Genomic DNA, 14815 nt, shown 5'->3' on the forward strand with positions numbered 1-14815 from the left:
TTCGGACACCCGTTAGGCGTAGAGTCGCTGTTTGATCCATCGCGAAATCATCAGCATTCCGCCGAGTAGCCCTAGCAAGACGAGTCCAAGCCACAGCAACAGATCGCCCATCAACGCGATCGTTGTTCTCAAACGGGCATTGTAGACTTCGTCCCAAAAGATCAGCGTGAGGACCGTGCCTGCACACAAATAGGGCCCGAACGGCGTCGCACGGTCACGCGTCGTTAAGAATTGCACGATGACGATCGCAATCGCCGCCAACGGTGCTAAGAAAAACGCAGCGATCGAAGCTTGCCAGCCGACGTAGCCGCCGATCATTGCCATCAGCGTCACGTCGCCAAATCCCATTGCTTCCATCTGCATCGCCCAACTGCCGACCAATCGGATCGACCAGACGATGCCGCCGCCGACCGCCAGTCCGAGTAGCGAACTGGCCAATCCCAGCCAGTGGACGCCACTGATTTGATAAACGATCGATATCGATACCATTCCGATGATCCAGATCCCGGCCAGTATCTTCCAGCTCGGGTGGCGTATTAGTCTCGCGAGGAAATACTCAACTGCTTTGGCAACGCCGTGGCGCATGATCACGCGTCGATCCGCGAGTGCGAAACACCACACCGTCCATATGCAGAGACATGTCAGCAGTCCACCGCCGGACATCCAACTCGGGTTCAAACCGATAGGGTGTTGCAACGTCACGGGGGCGATGCCTCCCGCCAATTGTCCGGGCATGAAAACGAATGGCGTGATCGATGCCAGAACTAACGCCAAAATCGTGCCCGGAATCGTGATCGCGTCGGGGATCGTGCGCTCGTCGAAATCAATGAAGGTTGCGGCAACCATCATGGCCAACAAAATCGCATGAACAAAAAACAATAGCGTCATCCATGGGGCGAACGACGTAATCACGGGGGCCGGCATTCCAGTTGGCAGCAATTGGCCTGCTAACCAGAAATGATGCATGACCGGCAGCGCGATCGCGAGCCCGAGTTCAATCAACATCGGCCGCACCCAGAACCCGGGTCCATGGAGCGTCGATTCCCGTCGCATGCGTAGCCATCCCAACAGGGGAACGCGATCGAGGAACGATCGCGGTGGCAGCGTCTCGGCGAGGACGCGGTGTTCGTCGTCCCTTTTCCAGTCTCCGAGCCGAACCCAAGGCGAGATCGGACGCGGATACCAGCACCACGTGGTGATCACATGATTCGCGACCGCACCCAATAAAACGCCCAGGATTGCCAGCACAACGAGCATCAACGGTTGAGGAAGGCTCAGCCAAGCGGCGATGAGAGCGTCGAAGGGGCCAAGATTCATAGATCAAATACGGTGTGCAAAAGAAATTTCGAGGGGCTGGCGGCGTCACCACCATTCTCTCGGCAGACTATCAATCTCGACACGATGCGGACCCTCGGTCGATGCGTCGCGGTGAGTTCGTCGGTAACGAAGGTTAACGTATTGAGCGGCTTCGAGAAATATCGCCGTGAATGAGCGGTATTCGATCTTCCGTGGTCGGCGGCAACCAATTGACGCAACCCCCAAAGTCCGCCCGCGTCTCTGGCTGTCGTAGCCTTCGTGTCCCCCGCCTCCGGCGACGTCGAAAGCTCAGACGTTGTGCCCTGCATCGATTTTCACCCTTCGTATCACGGCCTCACGCAACCAAATGAGTCTGTTTTCTGGTTACCACACCCGGTTCAAAACCGACTAAAATTCAAGGTCTGTTCCCCCTGCCCTCCCCTTCCCCCTTCCCCACCCATGAAACGAATCCTTCCTGTTCTCTGCCTCGCGATCGTCTCCACTCTGAGTCTCTCTGCCGCCGAGAAGAAGCCGAACATTCTGTTCATCCTCGTCGACGATCAATCTCCATTCGATTTGAAGGCTTACGATCCGAACTCGATTTGCGACACACCGACAATCGACCGTCTCGCCGCGGAAGGGGTCGTTTTCGATAGTGCCTATCAGATGGGATCTTTTTCTGGCGCCGTTTGCACGCCGTCGCGGCACATGATCATGACCGGGCGAACGGTCTGGCATTTGCCGAACTGGAACAAAAGCCAAAACTGTCCCGAGGACATTCTCGACAACGTGATGGCGGAAGTCTTTAACCGAGCGGGTTACGACACGATGCGAACCTGTAAGAAAGGCAACAGTTACGCGAGCGCCAATTCAAAATTCACCGTCGTGCATGACGCGACCAAACGCGGCGGCACCGAAGAGTCTGGAAGTGCCTGGCACGGCAAGCAGGTTCTCGATTATCTCGCAAAACGCGAGTCCTCAAACGACAGTGACCCTTTTTTGATCTATTTCGGTTTCTCGCACCCGCATGACACTCGAGACGGCACACCTGAGTTGCTCGCCAAGTACGGAGCCGTCAATCACAAAGACAAAAAATCCCTGCCGGCGCTCAATCCAAAACAACCTCCACTGCCGGTGAACTATCTCCCTGAGCACCCCTTCCATCACGGTCATCCCGGGTTGCGTGACGAGACTTCCGTTTCTGGGGTTTGGGAGCGACGAGACGAAGCGACCATCCGCAACGAACTCGGCCGTGAATTCGCGTGCAACGAAAACATCGACCGACAAATTAACAAAGTGCTCGCCAAGCTCGAAGCGATGGGCGAACTCGAGAATACTTTTGTCATCTACACGGCCGACCACGGTATGGCGATCGGACGCCACGGATTGCAAGGCAAACAAAATCTTTACCAGCACACGTGGCGTGTGCCCTACATCGTCAAAGGACCCGGCATCAAACCCGGGCGTGTCCAGGGAAACAATTATCTGCTCGACACACTGCCGACGATCTGTGATCTCGCGGGCGTTGAAATTCCTGATTCGGTCGAAGGTATCAGTCTCAAACCGGTCATCTATGGCCAAAAACAAACGGTGCGTGACACCTTGTATGGAACCTATTCCGGTGGCACCAAGCCCGGTATCCGTGCGGTCAAAAAGGGCGATTGGAAGCTGATCAAGTGGGATGTGTTGGACGGGAAAGTCCGCGAAACGCAGCTCTTTAATCTCGCCGAAAATCCGAACGAGTTCCTCACAGAGGATCTTGCCGAAGATCCCGCGTACGCCGACAAACTCGCCGAGATGGAAGTTCTTCTGCTCGACGAAATGCGTCGTGTCGATGACCCGTACCGTCTCTGGAATCAACCCCAAGACGAAGCTCAGCCGATTGCGGTGAAAACGCCACGCAAGAAGAAGACAGTCGCCAACTGATCCGCGACGCATCGGTTTTTAATATGCGAGTGCGCAGTCGACGGGATCACAGTCGGCTGTGCATTCGCGGACGCGAACTCACGCGAAACACCAACCCAACCTTTCTCCCCGCACGATCGTTGCCCGTTATGAAATCACTTCTTTTGCTCTGTGTCCTCGCGATGAGTCCGCTCTCGGTCGCGGCCGAACCACCCAACATCGTTTACATCATTTGCGATGATCTCGGATATGGGGACGTTCACTGTCTCGCTCCGGAAACATGCAAAATCCCCACGCCTCATGCCGACCGTTTGGCCGCGCAAGGCATGATTTTTACCGACGCACATGGTGGTTCATCGGTGTGCACTCCGACACGGTATGGCATCATGACGGGGCGTTACAGTTGGCGTACACCGTTGCAAAAAGGCGTTGTTACCGGGTTTGCACCGAACCTGATCGCGGAAGATCGACCGACCGTGGCGAGTGTTCTGAAGACGCAAGGCTACACGACTGGAATCGTCGGTAAGTGGCATCTGAACTTTCAGTACGCTGATCCCCAGTCCGGCGAAATCTACTCACGCAAAAAGTATAAAAAGCCACCGGTTGGTGCGATGATTCCAGACGGTCCGCTGCAACGTGGGTTTGATTACTTCCATGGATTTCATCACGCACGCGACATGGAAGCCGTGATCGAGAACGACCGCGTCATCGAGCATGACGCGGTCGTCAACATGTTGCCTCGCTTGACCGAGAAAGCCGCCGCGTGGATCGATTCGCAAGCTCAGAAAGATCAGCCGTTCTTTCTCTATGTGCCGCTCGGTTCACCCCACACTCCGATCGTGCCGACCGATCAATGGAAGGGCAAAAGCGGGTTAGGTGATTACGGTGACTTCGTCATGCAAACCGACCACGCCGTCGGTGAGATTACTGCGGCCCTTGAGCGAAATGGTATGGCCGACAACACGCTCGTGATCTTTACCAGTGACAACGGTTGTTCGAAAGCCGCCGGCATTCCCAAACTTGCTGGGCAAGGACATATCGTGTCGGCGCATCTTCGCGGTTCGAAGGCTGATCTGTGGGACGGAGGCCACCGGATCCCGTTCATCGTCCGCTGGCCAGGTAAAGTCGCGGCGGGGTCGCAGAACAACAGCCTCATCTGTTTGACGGATCTACTCGCGACGACGTGCGAAATCCTTCGCATCGATATGCCGTCGGGCAGTGGCGAGGACAGTGTCAGTTTCCTGCCGGCGTTGTCCGGTGATCCGATTCTGTCGACCCGAAATGGAGTCATTCATCATTCTTTCAGTGGGCATTTCGCATATCGTCAAGGCAAATGGAAGCTGCTGCTCGCCAGAGCGTCCGGTGGATGGAGTGCGCCAAACGAAGCCAATGCGCCCGCCGGTTCACCGATCGCGCAGCTCTATGACATGGATGCCGATATCGGTGAGCAACACAATCTTTACACCGAGAAACCCGAGGTCGCTGCTCAACTATTGAAACTTCTCGAGCAAGACGTTAATCGAGGTCGAAGTACCCAAGGTGAACCGTCCCAGAACGATACGTCTGACATCGTGTTGTGGAAAAGCGAAAACAAAAAGCAAAACGCAGCCAAGCGAAAGAAAAAAGACTAACGCTTGCGAGGGATCGGTCGCATGTTCCCTGCCATACGTACCCGATACGTCCAAATCCGAATCACGCATCAGGTGATCATGATGTGGACGAGTCTCTCCACGATTCAGCTGCTTGATCACTCCCTGCCGTCTCTCCCGCAGCGACGGCAAGACGTGCCCTTCACTGTAGCGGGATTTGTTCGAATTCAGTTTCGCGAAGCCTGGCGAAACCTGTTTGGAAATTGCTTCAACCCCGTCCGCCTTCGCAGCAGGTTTCGCAAATTCGGTGGCACGCCGTGCATTGCAGTTTGCCACGGATGTCGATCAGATGGCCGCCGCATACCGGGCAGGCGGGTGCCGATGTGCATGCACGCGGAGAGGTGCTGGGTTGACGCTCGAGCTCGGTGAGCGGCTTCTTTGGCGGTGGTGCGTGATCGTTTGACATGACCTCTGTTTACTGAATTCTCGCTACGCTCACAATCGGGGCGTGCCTAAGCAGATACTTTTGTTTTTGAGAATTCGCTGGACCCAAGAATTCCTTCAACGTTTTTTCTTTGCGTAAACGTGGCACTTTGGACGTCTGCACGTTGGCTCTCGTGTGCCGGACGGGGGAAATGTTTGAGGTGAAATTTGATTTGCCGCGTGACGTTCATCGGGGGGATTCGTACTTGAGTAGTAAGCCGACTTCGCAGGCATCGTGACCCATCCTCATCACGATTTGCGAATTTGGTTTCTCTTCTCTGTCCCCACGCACAAAGCATAGGTGATGCCATGTCAGCCGTTTGGAATCGCTGGATCGGTCGCTCTCGTTCGAATTCTTCCACCAGCCGCAAACGTAAAACACAGAACCGGAGGTTGCGACCAGAATCTCTCGAAGCACGCCAATTGCTCGCGGCAAATATCTTTCACAACGAAGCGATGCCCGAGGATGTCAATGAAGACGGGATCGTTTCCGCGGTCGATGCGCTGACCATTATCAATCAAATCAACACGCAGACAGCGGAGGGGCAATCGATCGACGGCGGAGGTTTGCAGGCTCGCGGGCGTGGGCGGATGACGGACGTTAACAACGATGGTCGTGACTCAGCTCTCGATGCCCTGATGGTGATCAACCGGCTCAACCGCGAGCAAGGCCGTTTCGATCCCCCGTCACAGCAACCTGGGTCGGGGCAACTTCCAGGAGATGGGCGAAACCAGGGAGACGACCGACCCGGTGAAGACACACCTGCGGATGAAACGGAGGTGCGTTCGATCGATGGCACCGGCAACAACCTCGAGAACACAGAACTCGGTGCCGCCAACACGGCTTTGTTGCGGGTTGCCGACAACGACTACGCAGATGGAATATCGGAACCTGGTGGCGAGGATCGGCCGAGCGCACGTGAAATCAGCAACACGCTATCGGCCGCCGATCCCGAGGGGACCAGCAGCGAGCGTGACTTGAGTTCGTTCGTCTTCATGTGGGGGCAATTTCTCGATCACGACATCGATTTGTCTCTCGAACCCGAAGACGATGCCGACGCGGAGTCCTTTGACATTGAGGTTCCCACCGGCGATCCCTTGTTTGATCCCTTTGTAACGGGTGAAGTAACGATTCACCTGACGCGTTCTGAAATCGCCGAAGGCACTGGCACTTCCGTCGAGAATCCCGCTGAACAGGTCAATGCGATTACCGCTTGGATCGACGGTTCGCAGGTCTATGGCAGTTCCGAAGACGTGGCGAATTCGCTGCGTGAGTTCGAAGGCGGGCGTATGCTGATCACCGAAGACGGGCTGGTGCCCACGGACGAGAACGGCAGTTTGCTCGCCGGCGATATTCGCGCCGCGGAAAACATCGGTCTGACATCAATGCACGCACTTTTTCTGCGTGAACATAACCGCCTCGCGGACGAAATCGCTGCTGATAATCCGGATCTGACCGATGAAGAGATCTATCAGCAAGCACGTGAGATTGTGATCGCCGAGTTGCAGTCAATTACCTACAACGAGTTCCTGCCGGCGCTATTGGGTGAGGACGCATTAGACAGCTACAGCGGTTATGACTCGAGCGTGGATCCTTCGATCGCGAACGAATTCTCGACCGCCGCGTTCCGGTTCGGGCACACGACGTTGAATGACACCCTTGGTTTTTATGGCAACGACGGATTGGATGTTCAAGACGCCGTTTCATTGGCGCAAGCGTTCTTCAACTCGTCCATGCTAGAGGAGACCGGGATCGATTCGATCTTGAAGGCAGGGGCGTCAACCTTGTCTCAGGAAACGGATTTGGAAGTCGTTGATAGTTTGCGGAACTTCCTGTTCGGTGCCCCTGGTTCGGGCGGACTCGATCTCGTTTCGCTGAATATTCAGCGTGGCCGCGATCATGGGCTCGCTGACTTCAATTCCGTGCGTGAGGCGTATGGTTTGGAAACATTTGATTCCTTCGCCGAAATCACGAGCGACGTTGAGTTGCAGGAAAAACTCGAGACACTCTACGGTGATGTGAACAACATCGATCTTTGGGTGGGGTTGCTCGCTGAGGATCATGCCGCCGGCAGTTCATTGGGCGAAACGGCGACAACGATCATCGCTGATCAATTCGAACGATTGCGTGACGGTGATCGGTTCTATTATGAGAATACGTTCTCAGGCAGCGAACTCAGAGAGATCGAGAACACCACACTGGCGGATGTCATTGAACGCAATACGAACAACGAATCGTTGCAATCCAATGTGTTCTTCTTCACGCCTACGATTGCGGGAACCGTGACGTCCGATCAAGTCGTGGCTCAGCAGGCCACCAATCAAAATCGCAACAACCGACGTAGTGGAAGTCCGAGCGACAACGAAACGACCAATGTTGCGATGGAAGGAATGGAGATGGAACTGCTCGACAGTGACGGCAACGTGGTGGCTACCGCGGTGACGGATAGCGATGGTCGGTATGAATTTGATTCCTTCGATCGAACGGGCGTGTATTCGATTCGAATGGCGTCGTCCGATGTCGATGTCCTCGGTGAAGAAACGATTGAGGTGCTCGTCAGCAGCGGCGACGTTCATCTCGACACGATGGATTTCAAAGTGAGCGTTTAGGCTGCAGGGCGTGGCGTCGTCATGGATGACGACGGGTGCTTCTCAAGAATCTCGCGAGATATGCCGGTGGTGCTGCCATCGGCATTCGTCGTTTTGAGGATGACGGCTTCTGCGCGAGGCAAACGTTCGGCGTGTTGGTGTGGCGCATCTGCACGCTGCAACGGTCCGTTGTTTCGATTCGTGTTCTCATGCGATTCGTGACGTTCTGCGTGTCGTGGGTGTGACGTTTGACGCGGGAAATCGTCCTCTCATCAGAGATGCGTTCGCTTTTCCAACTCTTCTTACTTCTCTGGCGATTTGTGATGTCCCTGAAAACTCAACCGAATCACTCCGGCGTTCCCCCGCAACGTGGCCGGTGCGATGACGAATACGTTGTGGCATGTGACGATTGGTTCGCCTCTTTGGGGTCGGGGATCGATCCGGTGGATGTCGAGCCGTTAGACAGCGATGTTTTGTGGCCTGAGAATGCTCTCGCGAGGCTCGATCAGTCGTTGGCGCTGTTCTGCAATGACGACTCCTCCGTCGATTGCGAACGCGTGCCGGCTAGGAGTCAACATGAGCGATTGAAACCATTTGGTGTGTGACAAAGGGCGGCGTGGTTCGGACTCTAGAAAGAGATACCATCCACCACGCAATCCGTGGTCCACAACTCATTCCCCTCATCGAAGGACCTCAGCTATGAAACGTAGAATGACTCGACGCCGGTTGCGCGGAATTGAAGGCCTTGAAACAAGGCGTGTTCTGGCGGCTGCGATTTCGGTTGTTGACGGTTCCTTGTTGGTTGAAGGTGACGCCGAAGGGGAGATCGCGATCGTCGACCTCGGTGATGGGACGCTGCAGGTGACCGAGAGTGGTGCGGGCACCGACGGTGGGGATTTGGTCGAGGTCGTGGAAGGGGTCAGTGATGACATTCTGATTCACCTCGACCCGAGTGGCGTCGGGGCGGACGACGCCGTTTCGATCGACTTGTCGGCAAACTCGGTCACCGTTGACTCGATCTTCGCCGCCCTCGGGAGCGGTCGCAACACCGTTAGTCTCGATGGCGGAACGATCTCAGGTGATCTGGTGGTCGCGACCGAAGAGGGCAACGACGCCGTGGTGATCGGAGGAGAAGCCACCGTGCAAGGAAACGTCGAGGCCGTTCTTGGTGAGGGTGACAACACTCTCGCTGTCGACGGTGATATTGAGGGGGATCTCGCCGCATGGAATGGCAACGGAGACGATTCGATCGCCATCGGTGTGCAGTCCGAGATCGGTGGCGACGTGCGAATCGGCTTGGGTGATGGCGAGAATTTCGTTGACGTTGCGGGCCAGATTGCGGGCGATTTGAACCTTCGCGGCGGCGTTGATGACGACACGCTCACCGTCCTCGCGGAAGCAATCGTTGCAGGGAATGTTAATGCGTCGTTGGGTGATGGCGAAAATACGGCCACCATCGACGGTGCCGTGGAAGGCGAATTGATCGGCTCTGAGTTCGCAGACGAGGAAAGCTCGGAGGCTGCCTGCGACGACAGCCTCGGAAGCGATATGGGCGCAGGGCTAGCCGCCGGTGAGAACTTGATCGGTTTCCACGGTCGACCTGAACCCGGCATGCGAAATGAAGAACTCGAAAGTGGCGAGTGCAGTCACGCCGACGGCGAGACGACGGATGAAAGTGATGCGGGAAGCGACGTCGCCAGCGATGGCGAAACGGACTCGCTGGATGAAACCGACTCGGTCGACGAAACGGTCGAAAACGCTTCGTTTTTGATCAGCACCAGCGACGAAGACGAACTCGATGACGACACGATCGTTTCGGTTGAAACCAGTCTCGGCCTCACTGATCAAGCCACGCGTGACGAAACCGGACGACGCCATGGGCGTTCAGGAAACGCGCGAACCAAACAATGCTAGAAGATTCGATGTTGATTAACCCATTACCCATTTGGATGCTTTAAGGAATTTCGCCATGAGAAAATCACTCGTCGCCACTTTCGTTTTGGTCGTCGCCATGACAGTACTGTTGCCCGTGCAAGCCCAACGTCCACCACGCGGTGGCGGCCCAATGGGACCGCAACCGGCGCAGGCTGCCAGCGACATGACGGCGGATCAGGCCTCGCTTCGATCTGCACAATTGGCCAGCCAAGCGGAAGCTGCAACCGTTACGATGCCGACGATCGAGGAACTCGCGGTGATGATGTTAGCGAACTACGACGCTGACGAGAGCGGGACGCTCGATCAAACCGAATTGCAAAACGCACTCGTGGCGTTACGGACGATGATGCAAAGGCAAACGACACGAACCACCACCAACGCGGCACGAATCCAGGCCAACGCCCTCCGAGTCCGAACGCGTTGAGAGGGAGTCGCTTTTAGTCTACAAGGCGGCGATGGATGAGAGCTTGGCGACAGGCCAAGACGTTTTATTCACGGTTCCAACGCGGACGACAGGACGTAACCTAATGACGCGTGTCATGCCTTCGGTACTTGTGGTGTCGGAGGGTGGTTTGCACCATGGACTTACGTCCATGGCTAAGGCTTGTCGTGCCGTTGACGCTGGTGTGGGTGAGGTGGCCTGGTTTTTGGGGGCCACGCGAGTCCTTTGCATACGTCGCATCAATCGGACTCGTTACCTCGTCCTCTATCAGGAAATTGAGTTGTCACAGACCACTAGGCGGCCGACCGCCAGTCTGAGGAGAACGGATCGTTCAGTCCCAGTTCAGGCTGCCTGCGGATTGGTATTCCGTGACTCGGGTTTCAAAGAAGTTTTTCTCTTTTGCCAAATCCATCGTTTCGCTCATCCACGGAAACGGATTTTGCGATTCATATTGCTTGGCCAATCCGATGCGTTCTAGACGGCGGTCGGCGATATATTGGACGTAGTCGCGGAACATCGATTCGTTGAGCCCTAAAATTCCACCGGGCAAACAATCGGCAGCGTACTCGATTTCTAACTCGACCGCTTGTTTGACTCGATCGATCATCGCGACCTGGAATTCTTCGGTCCACAAGCCGGGGTTCTCGCTTTTGATGCCGTTGATCAGGTCGATGCCAAAGTTCAGGTGAATGGTTTCGTCGCGAAGGATGTACTGAAATTGTTCTCCGATCCCGGTCATCAAGTTCCGCCGGTGAAAGGACAGCATCATCACGAATCCCGTGTAGAAGAACACGCCTTCCATGATTAGGTAATAACCGATCAAGTTTTTGAGAAACGTTTGTGCTCCTTCGTCCGTCGATGTGGTGAAGTTGGGATCGAGCACCTCAGCGGTGAGTTCGGTTTCAAACGCATCTTTGCGGGCAATCGAGGGGACTTCGTGGTACATGTTGAAGACTTCTCCTTCGTCGAGCCCAAGACTATCGACAACATAAAGAAACGTATGCGAATGAACCGCCTCTTCAAACGCTTGACGTAACAGATACTGGCGGCATTCCGCATTGGTGACGTGTTTGAAAATCGCTAGCACAAGGTTGTTACCGACTAAACTTTCAGCGGTCGAAAAAAAGCCGAGGTTCCGCATGATGACGTGGCGTTCGGGATCCGACAGTCGATCACTTCGCCACGTTTCGATGTCCTTGGTCATCGGGACTTCCGTCGGCATCCAGTGGTTGGCGCATCCGTTTTGGTAATGCTCCCACGCCCAGTGATACTTGAGTGGCATGAGTTGATTGACGTCGACTTGGTTGCAGTTGATCAGTCGTTTTTGGGCGGCGGAAAATCGTTTGCTGGAAATTGCTGGGGTGGTTTGGTTGGTCATCGTTTACATTCTCGGGTCGGTTGGGATCGGACAGGTCGACCGCGAACGAAGCCACACAGCCAGTGATAGCCGCGTGGGCAGTAGTTCGGGCCCGGATAAAAGTTCATCGTGTGCGGAAAGATGGGTCGCGAGAAAAGGGCCCTCTCGCGACGGTAAGTCGAACCCGCCTGCATCGGTCAAGACGATCAGACTTCCGTTGGGTTCGACCCGCTGCCAAGAACGGGCGATACCCGGCGTGTGCGTCAAGCTAAACGCCCGTTCGATCCAGTGGCTGTAGAATCGCATCGTGATCAGGCGACCTTACTGGCACGCTTCGCAATCAGGATTGTTGACGTCACAAACCTGGGCGGGTTGTCGTTCGTGGGTGATCAAGTCAACATCGCTGCGGTCGATGCGAATTCCACTCGACTCACTCTGCGACTTCATCCAGCGTGGTTGGATACCAAACCGATTCACATCTACGGTCGACTTTTCGACTTGGGTCGCCGCGAGCGAACGCAAGTAGTACGTCGTCTTGAGCCCCTTTTGCCATGCGGCCTGGTACATCGCGTCAATCGCTTTGCCACTCGGTGCGGAAAGGTACAAGTTCAGCGATTGTCCCTGGTCGATCCACTTTTGGCGACGAGCCGCGGCGGCAATCAACCATTGCGGTTCGATTTCAAACGCTGTGGCGAACAACCGACGGAGATGCTCGGGCATGATTGCGATCTCTCCTACCGCGCCGTCGTAGTACTTCAGTGCATCAACCATCTCGGCGTTCCAAAGCGAGTGTTCTTTGAGACAGTTGACCAAGGCCGTATTCACTTGAGTGAACTCACCCGACAGATTGCTCTTCGAGTAGAGCTGTTTGTAGGTCGGTTCGATCGACTGTGTTACACCGACGATCGTCGAAATGGTCGCCGTCGGTGCGATCGCTAAACAGTTGCTGTTTCGCATTCCGTTCTGGGCGATGGACTCACGTACAATGTTCCAATCGAGGGTGTTGCCTCGGTCGACATCGATCGGCTCACCGCGATGCTCAGCCAACAGATCGATCGTGTCGATCGGCAACAAACCGCAATCCCATTTGGATCCGGTGTAGGACTGATACTTGCCACGTTGTTTGGCCAGTTCGCTCGAAGCGAGGATCGCGAAATAGCTGATCGCTTCCATGCTCGTGTCGGCGAACGCGACCGCATCATCGCTCGCGTAGGGCATGCCCATTTTGTGTAAAGCGTCTTGAAAACCCATCAGCCCCAAGCCGACCGGCCGATGACGTAGGTTCGCGTTGCGTGCTTCGGGAGTTGGGTAGAAATTGATGTCGATCACGTTGTCGAGCATTCTCATCGCGATCTGTATCGTGTGTCGAAGTAACTCATGATCGAGCTGGCCGTCGACGATGTGAGCGCCGAGGTTGATCGAGCCCAAGTTGCAAACCGCGGTTTCCTCGGGACTCGTGTTGAGCAGAATCTCAGTACAAAGATTGCTGCTGTGAACAACACCGGCATGATCCTGGGGTGAACGAACGTTGGAGGGATCTTTGAATGTCACCCAAGGGTGTCCGGTCTCGAACAGTCGCGTCAGCATCTTTCGCCATAGATCCGTTGCAGCAACGGTTCGATGCAGCCGCAGTTTTTCTTCTTTGGCATCCGATTCGTACTGCTCGTAGCGTGTCTTGAAATCGATTCCATAGGTGTCATGCAAATCCGGCACTTCGTCAGGACTAAAGAGTGTCCACGAGCCGCCGTCGCGAACCCGTTGCATGAACAAATCCGGAATCCACGCAGCGGTGTGCATGTCGTGCGTTCGTCGTCGATCGTCGCCGGTATTCTTTCGCAGGTCGAGGAATTCTTCAAAGTCCAGGTGCCACGGTTCCATGTAGGCGCACACGGCGCCCTTGCGCTTGCCGCCTTGGTTTACCGCGACGGCGGCGTCGTTGACGATTTTGAGGAACGGAATGACGCCTTGGCTTTTGCCGTTGGTGCCTTTGATCCGGGCTCCAGTCGCACGGATGTTCGTCCAGTCATTGCCGAGCCCGCCTGCCCACTTCGACAACACCGCATTGTCACCGACCGATTTGAAGATGTGTTCCAAGTCATCTTGGACCGTGGTCAGATAACAACTGCTCAATTGCGGATTTTGCGTTCCCGAGTTGAACAGCGTCGGCGTGGCGGTCGTGTAGCGGAAACTCGACAGCAATTCATAAAACTCGATTGCCCGGCCTTCGCGATCGTCGGTTTCAGCAAGAGCCAGTCCCATCGCGACTCGCATCCAAAAATACTGCGGCGTTTCAATTCGTCGCCCGTCTTTATGAAGCAAGTATCGATCGTAGATAGTTTGCAATCCCAGATACTGAAACTGCGTGTCGCGCTCAGGCGACAATGCATCTGACAACCGCCGGAGGTCAAAGTCACGCAGTTCTTCCGACAATCGATCGCAGCGAATTCCCTCGATGATGTAGTGTTCGAATTGTTCGTGATAGACGGATTTAAAATCATCGGAAAACGGGGATTTGCCGAGTGATTGTTGGTAGATGATCCATCGCTGCAGCTGCGCCGCGAGGGCATCGTATGCCGGGTCTCGCTCGATGCGACTGCGGGATGAGAGCACGAGGGCGCGAGTAATATCGCTGGGCGTCATCCCATCAAATGCGCCGCGAATCACTTCGGCGATGATTTCGCTCGCGTCGATTTCGGGCAAGTGAGATTCGGGGCAACGCTCTAGGAAACGGACCAGACGATCAGGGTCAAACGGCACCCTCACGCCGGGTTCCAGCTCAACTTCGATACGGTTGGTGTTGGGCACCGCATCAATGCTGTCGAGCCCATGAACTTCTCCGCGAACTGCCCGGATGCGGGCGTGTTCGGTGCGATACAAGATATAGCGGCGGGCGACGCGGAAATGCTGTCGCTGCATCAATCCGATTTCAACGACGTCTTGAATCTGCTCGACGTTGATGGAGCCCCCTGGGCTTATCGAATCTCCCGAACTGATCGATTCGGCGAGTTCGGTCACTTGATCGATGATCGCCTCGATATCGCAATGGATCTCGGGTGGCAACGGTTGAGACTCTTCCAATGGCATCTCCGCCCGGAACGCTTTTTGGATCGCTAGTTGAATCCGCTCGCGGTCAAATTCAGATTCACGTCCATCTCGTTTGCACACCATCCATGTGGAAGAAAGTGTGGATGTTTGTTCGGCCGTCCAACCCATGCCAAT

The 14815-nt window shown here is 55.4% G+C and carries 10 protein-coding genes; 7 read left to right on the forward strand and 3 right to left on the reverse strand.

Translation table 11 applies throughout. The features are described from left to right. Nucleotides 1-12 precede the first annotated feature (12 nt). Nucleotides 13-1317 carry a prepilin peptidase gene (locus FHS27_RS25260; protein WP_184308291.1) on the reverse strand — a complete coding sequence of 435 codons (1305 nt, stop codon included), beginning with the start codon at nt 1315-1317 and terminating at the stop codon, nt 13-15. Nucleotides 1318-1755: 438 nt separating this feature from the next. Here FHS27_RS25260 and FHS27_RS25265 point away from each other — a divergent pair, with 438 nt between their 5' ends. From FHS27_RS25265 to FHS27_RS25290, 7 genes are all read left to right on the forward strand, one after another. After that, the gene (locus tag FHS27_RS25265) at nt 1756-3222 is read left to right on the forward strand and encodes a sulfatase-like hydrolase/transferase (RefSeq protein WP_184308293.1); all 1467 of its coding nucleotides are present in this window, start codon (nt 1756-1758) and stop codon (nt 3220-3222) included. Nucleotides 3223-3350: 128 nt separating this feature from the next. Beyond that, nucleotides 3351-4832 (forward strand): sulfatase family protein, encoded by a 1482-nt coding sequence (locus FHS27_RS25270; protein ID WP_246420901.1) that lies wholly within the window; start codon nt 3351-3353, stop codon nt 4830-4832. Nucleotides 4833-5582: 750 nt separating this feature from the next. Further along, nucleotides 5583-7883, forward strand: a complete 2301-nt coding sequence (locus FHS27_RS25275; RefSeq protein WP_184308297.1) for a peroxidase family protein — start codon at nt 5583-5585, stop codon at nt 7881-7883. A gap of 35 nt (nt 7884-7918) precedes the next feature. Then, the gene (locus tag FHS27_RS30840) at nt 7919-8107 is read left to right on the forward strand and encodes a hypothetical protein (RefSeq protein WP_221225384.1); all 189 of its coding nucleotides are present in this window, start codon (nt 7919-7921) and stop codon (nt 8105-8107) included. Nucleotides 8108-8185: 78 nt separating this feature from the next. Beyond that, a complete protein-coding gene (locus FHS27_RS25280) occupies nt 8186-8467 on the forward strand; it encodes a hypothetical protein (protein WP_184308299.1) in 282 nt (93 codons plus the stop codon). Between the two features lie 94 nt (nt 8468-8561). Continuing rightward, on the forward strand, nt 8562-9776 hold the full coding sequence (locus tag FHS27_RS25285; protein ID WP_246420903.1) for a hypothetical protein: 1215 nt from the start codon (nt 8562-8564) through the stop codon (nt 9774-9776). A 55-nt stretch (nt 9777-9831) separates the two neighbouring features. Next, nucleotides 9832-10221, forward strand: a complete 390-nt coding sequence (locus FHS27_RS25290) for a hypothetical protein (RefSeq protein ID WP_184308301.1) — start codon at nt 9832-9834, stop codon at nt 10219-10221. 349 nt (nt 10222-10570) lie between these two features. On the opposite strand, the gene FHS27_RS25295 is transcribed toward FHS27_RS25290, so the two are convergent. Together FHS27_RS25295 and FHS27_RS25300 are read right to left on the reverse strand one after the other, a co-directional pair. Continuing rightward, nucleotides 10571-11617, reverse strand: coding sequence for a ribonucleotide-diphosphate reductase subunit beta (locus tag FHS27_RS25295; RefSeq protein WP_184308303.1), 1047 nt, complete (start codon nt 11615-11617; stop codon nt 10571-10573). A 300-nt stretch (nt 11618-11917) separates the two neighbouring features. Then, nucleotides 11918-14809 (reverse strand): ribonucleoside-diphosphate reductase subunit alpha, encoded by a 2892-nt coding sequence (locus FHS27_RS25300; protein ID WP_184308305.1) that lies wholly within the window; start codon nt 14807-14809, stop codon nt 11918-11920. Nucleotides 14810-14815 lie beyond the last annotated feature (6 nt).

The sequence above is a fragment of the Aporhodopirellula rubra genome, from assembly GCF_014192335.1.
GTDB lineage: Bacteria > Planctomycetota > Planctomycetia > Pirellulales > Pirellulaceae > Rhodopirellula > Rhodopirellula rubra.

Coding starts and splice junctions, on each gene's coding strand:
- FHS27_RS25260 (WP_184308291.1), bottom strand. CDS start 1,317: ATGAATCTTGGCCCCTTCGACGCTCTCATCGCCGCTTGGCTGAGCCTT.
- FHS27_RS25265 (WP_184308293.1), top strand. CDS start 1,756: ATGAAACGAATCCTTCCTGTTCTCTGCCTCGCGATCGTCTCCACTCTG.
- FHS27_RS25270 (WP_246420901.1), top strand. CDS start 3,351: ATGAAATCACTTCTTTTGCTCTGTGTCCTCGCGATGAGTCCGCTCTCG.
- FHS27_RS25275 (WP_184308297.1), top strand. CDS start 5,583: ATGTCAGCCGTTTGGAATCGCTGGATCGGTCGCTCTCGTTCGAATTCT.
- FHS27_RS25280 (WP_184308299.1), top strand. CDS start 8,186: ATGTCCCTGAAAACTCAACCGAATCACTCCGGCGTTCCCCCGCAACGT.
- FHS27_RS25285 (WP_246420903.1), top strand. CDS start 8,562: ATGAAACGTAGAATGACTCGACGCCGGTTGCGCGGAATTGAAGGCCTT.
- FHS27_RS25290 (WP_184308301.1), top strand. CDS start 9,832: ATGAGAAAATCACTCGTCGCCACTTTCGTTTTGGTCGTCGCCATGACA.
- FHS27_RS25295 (WP_184308303.1), bottom strand. CDS start 11,617: ATGACCAACCAAACCACCCCAGCAATTTCCAGCAAACGATTTTCCGCC.
- FHS27_RS25300 (WP_184308305.1), bottom strand. CDS start 14,809: ATGGGTTGGACGGCCGAACAAACATCCACACTTTCTTCCACATGGATG.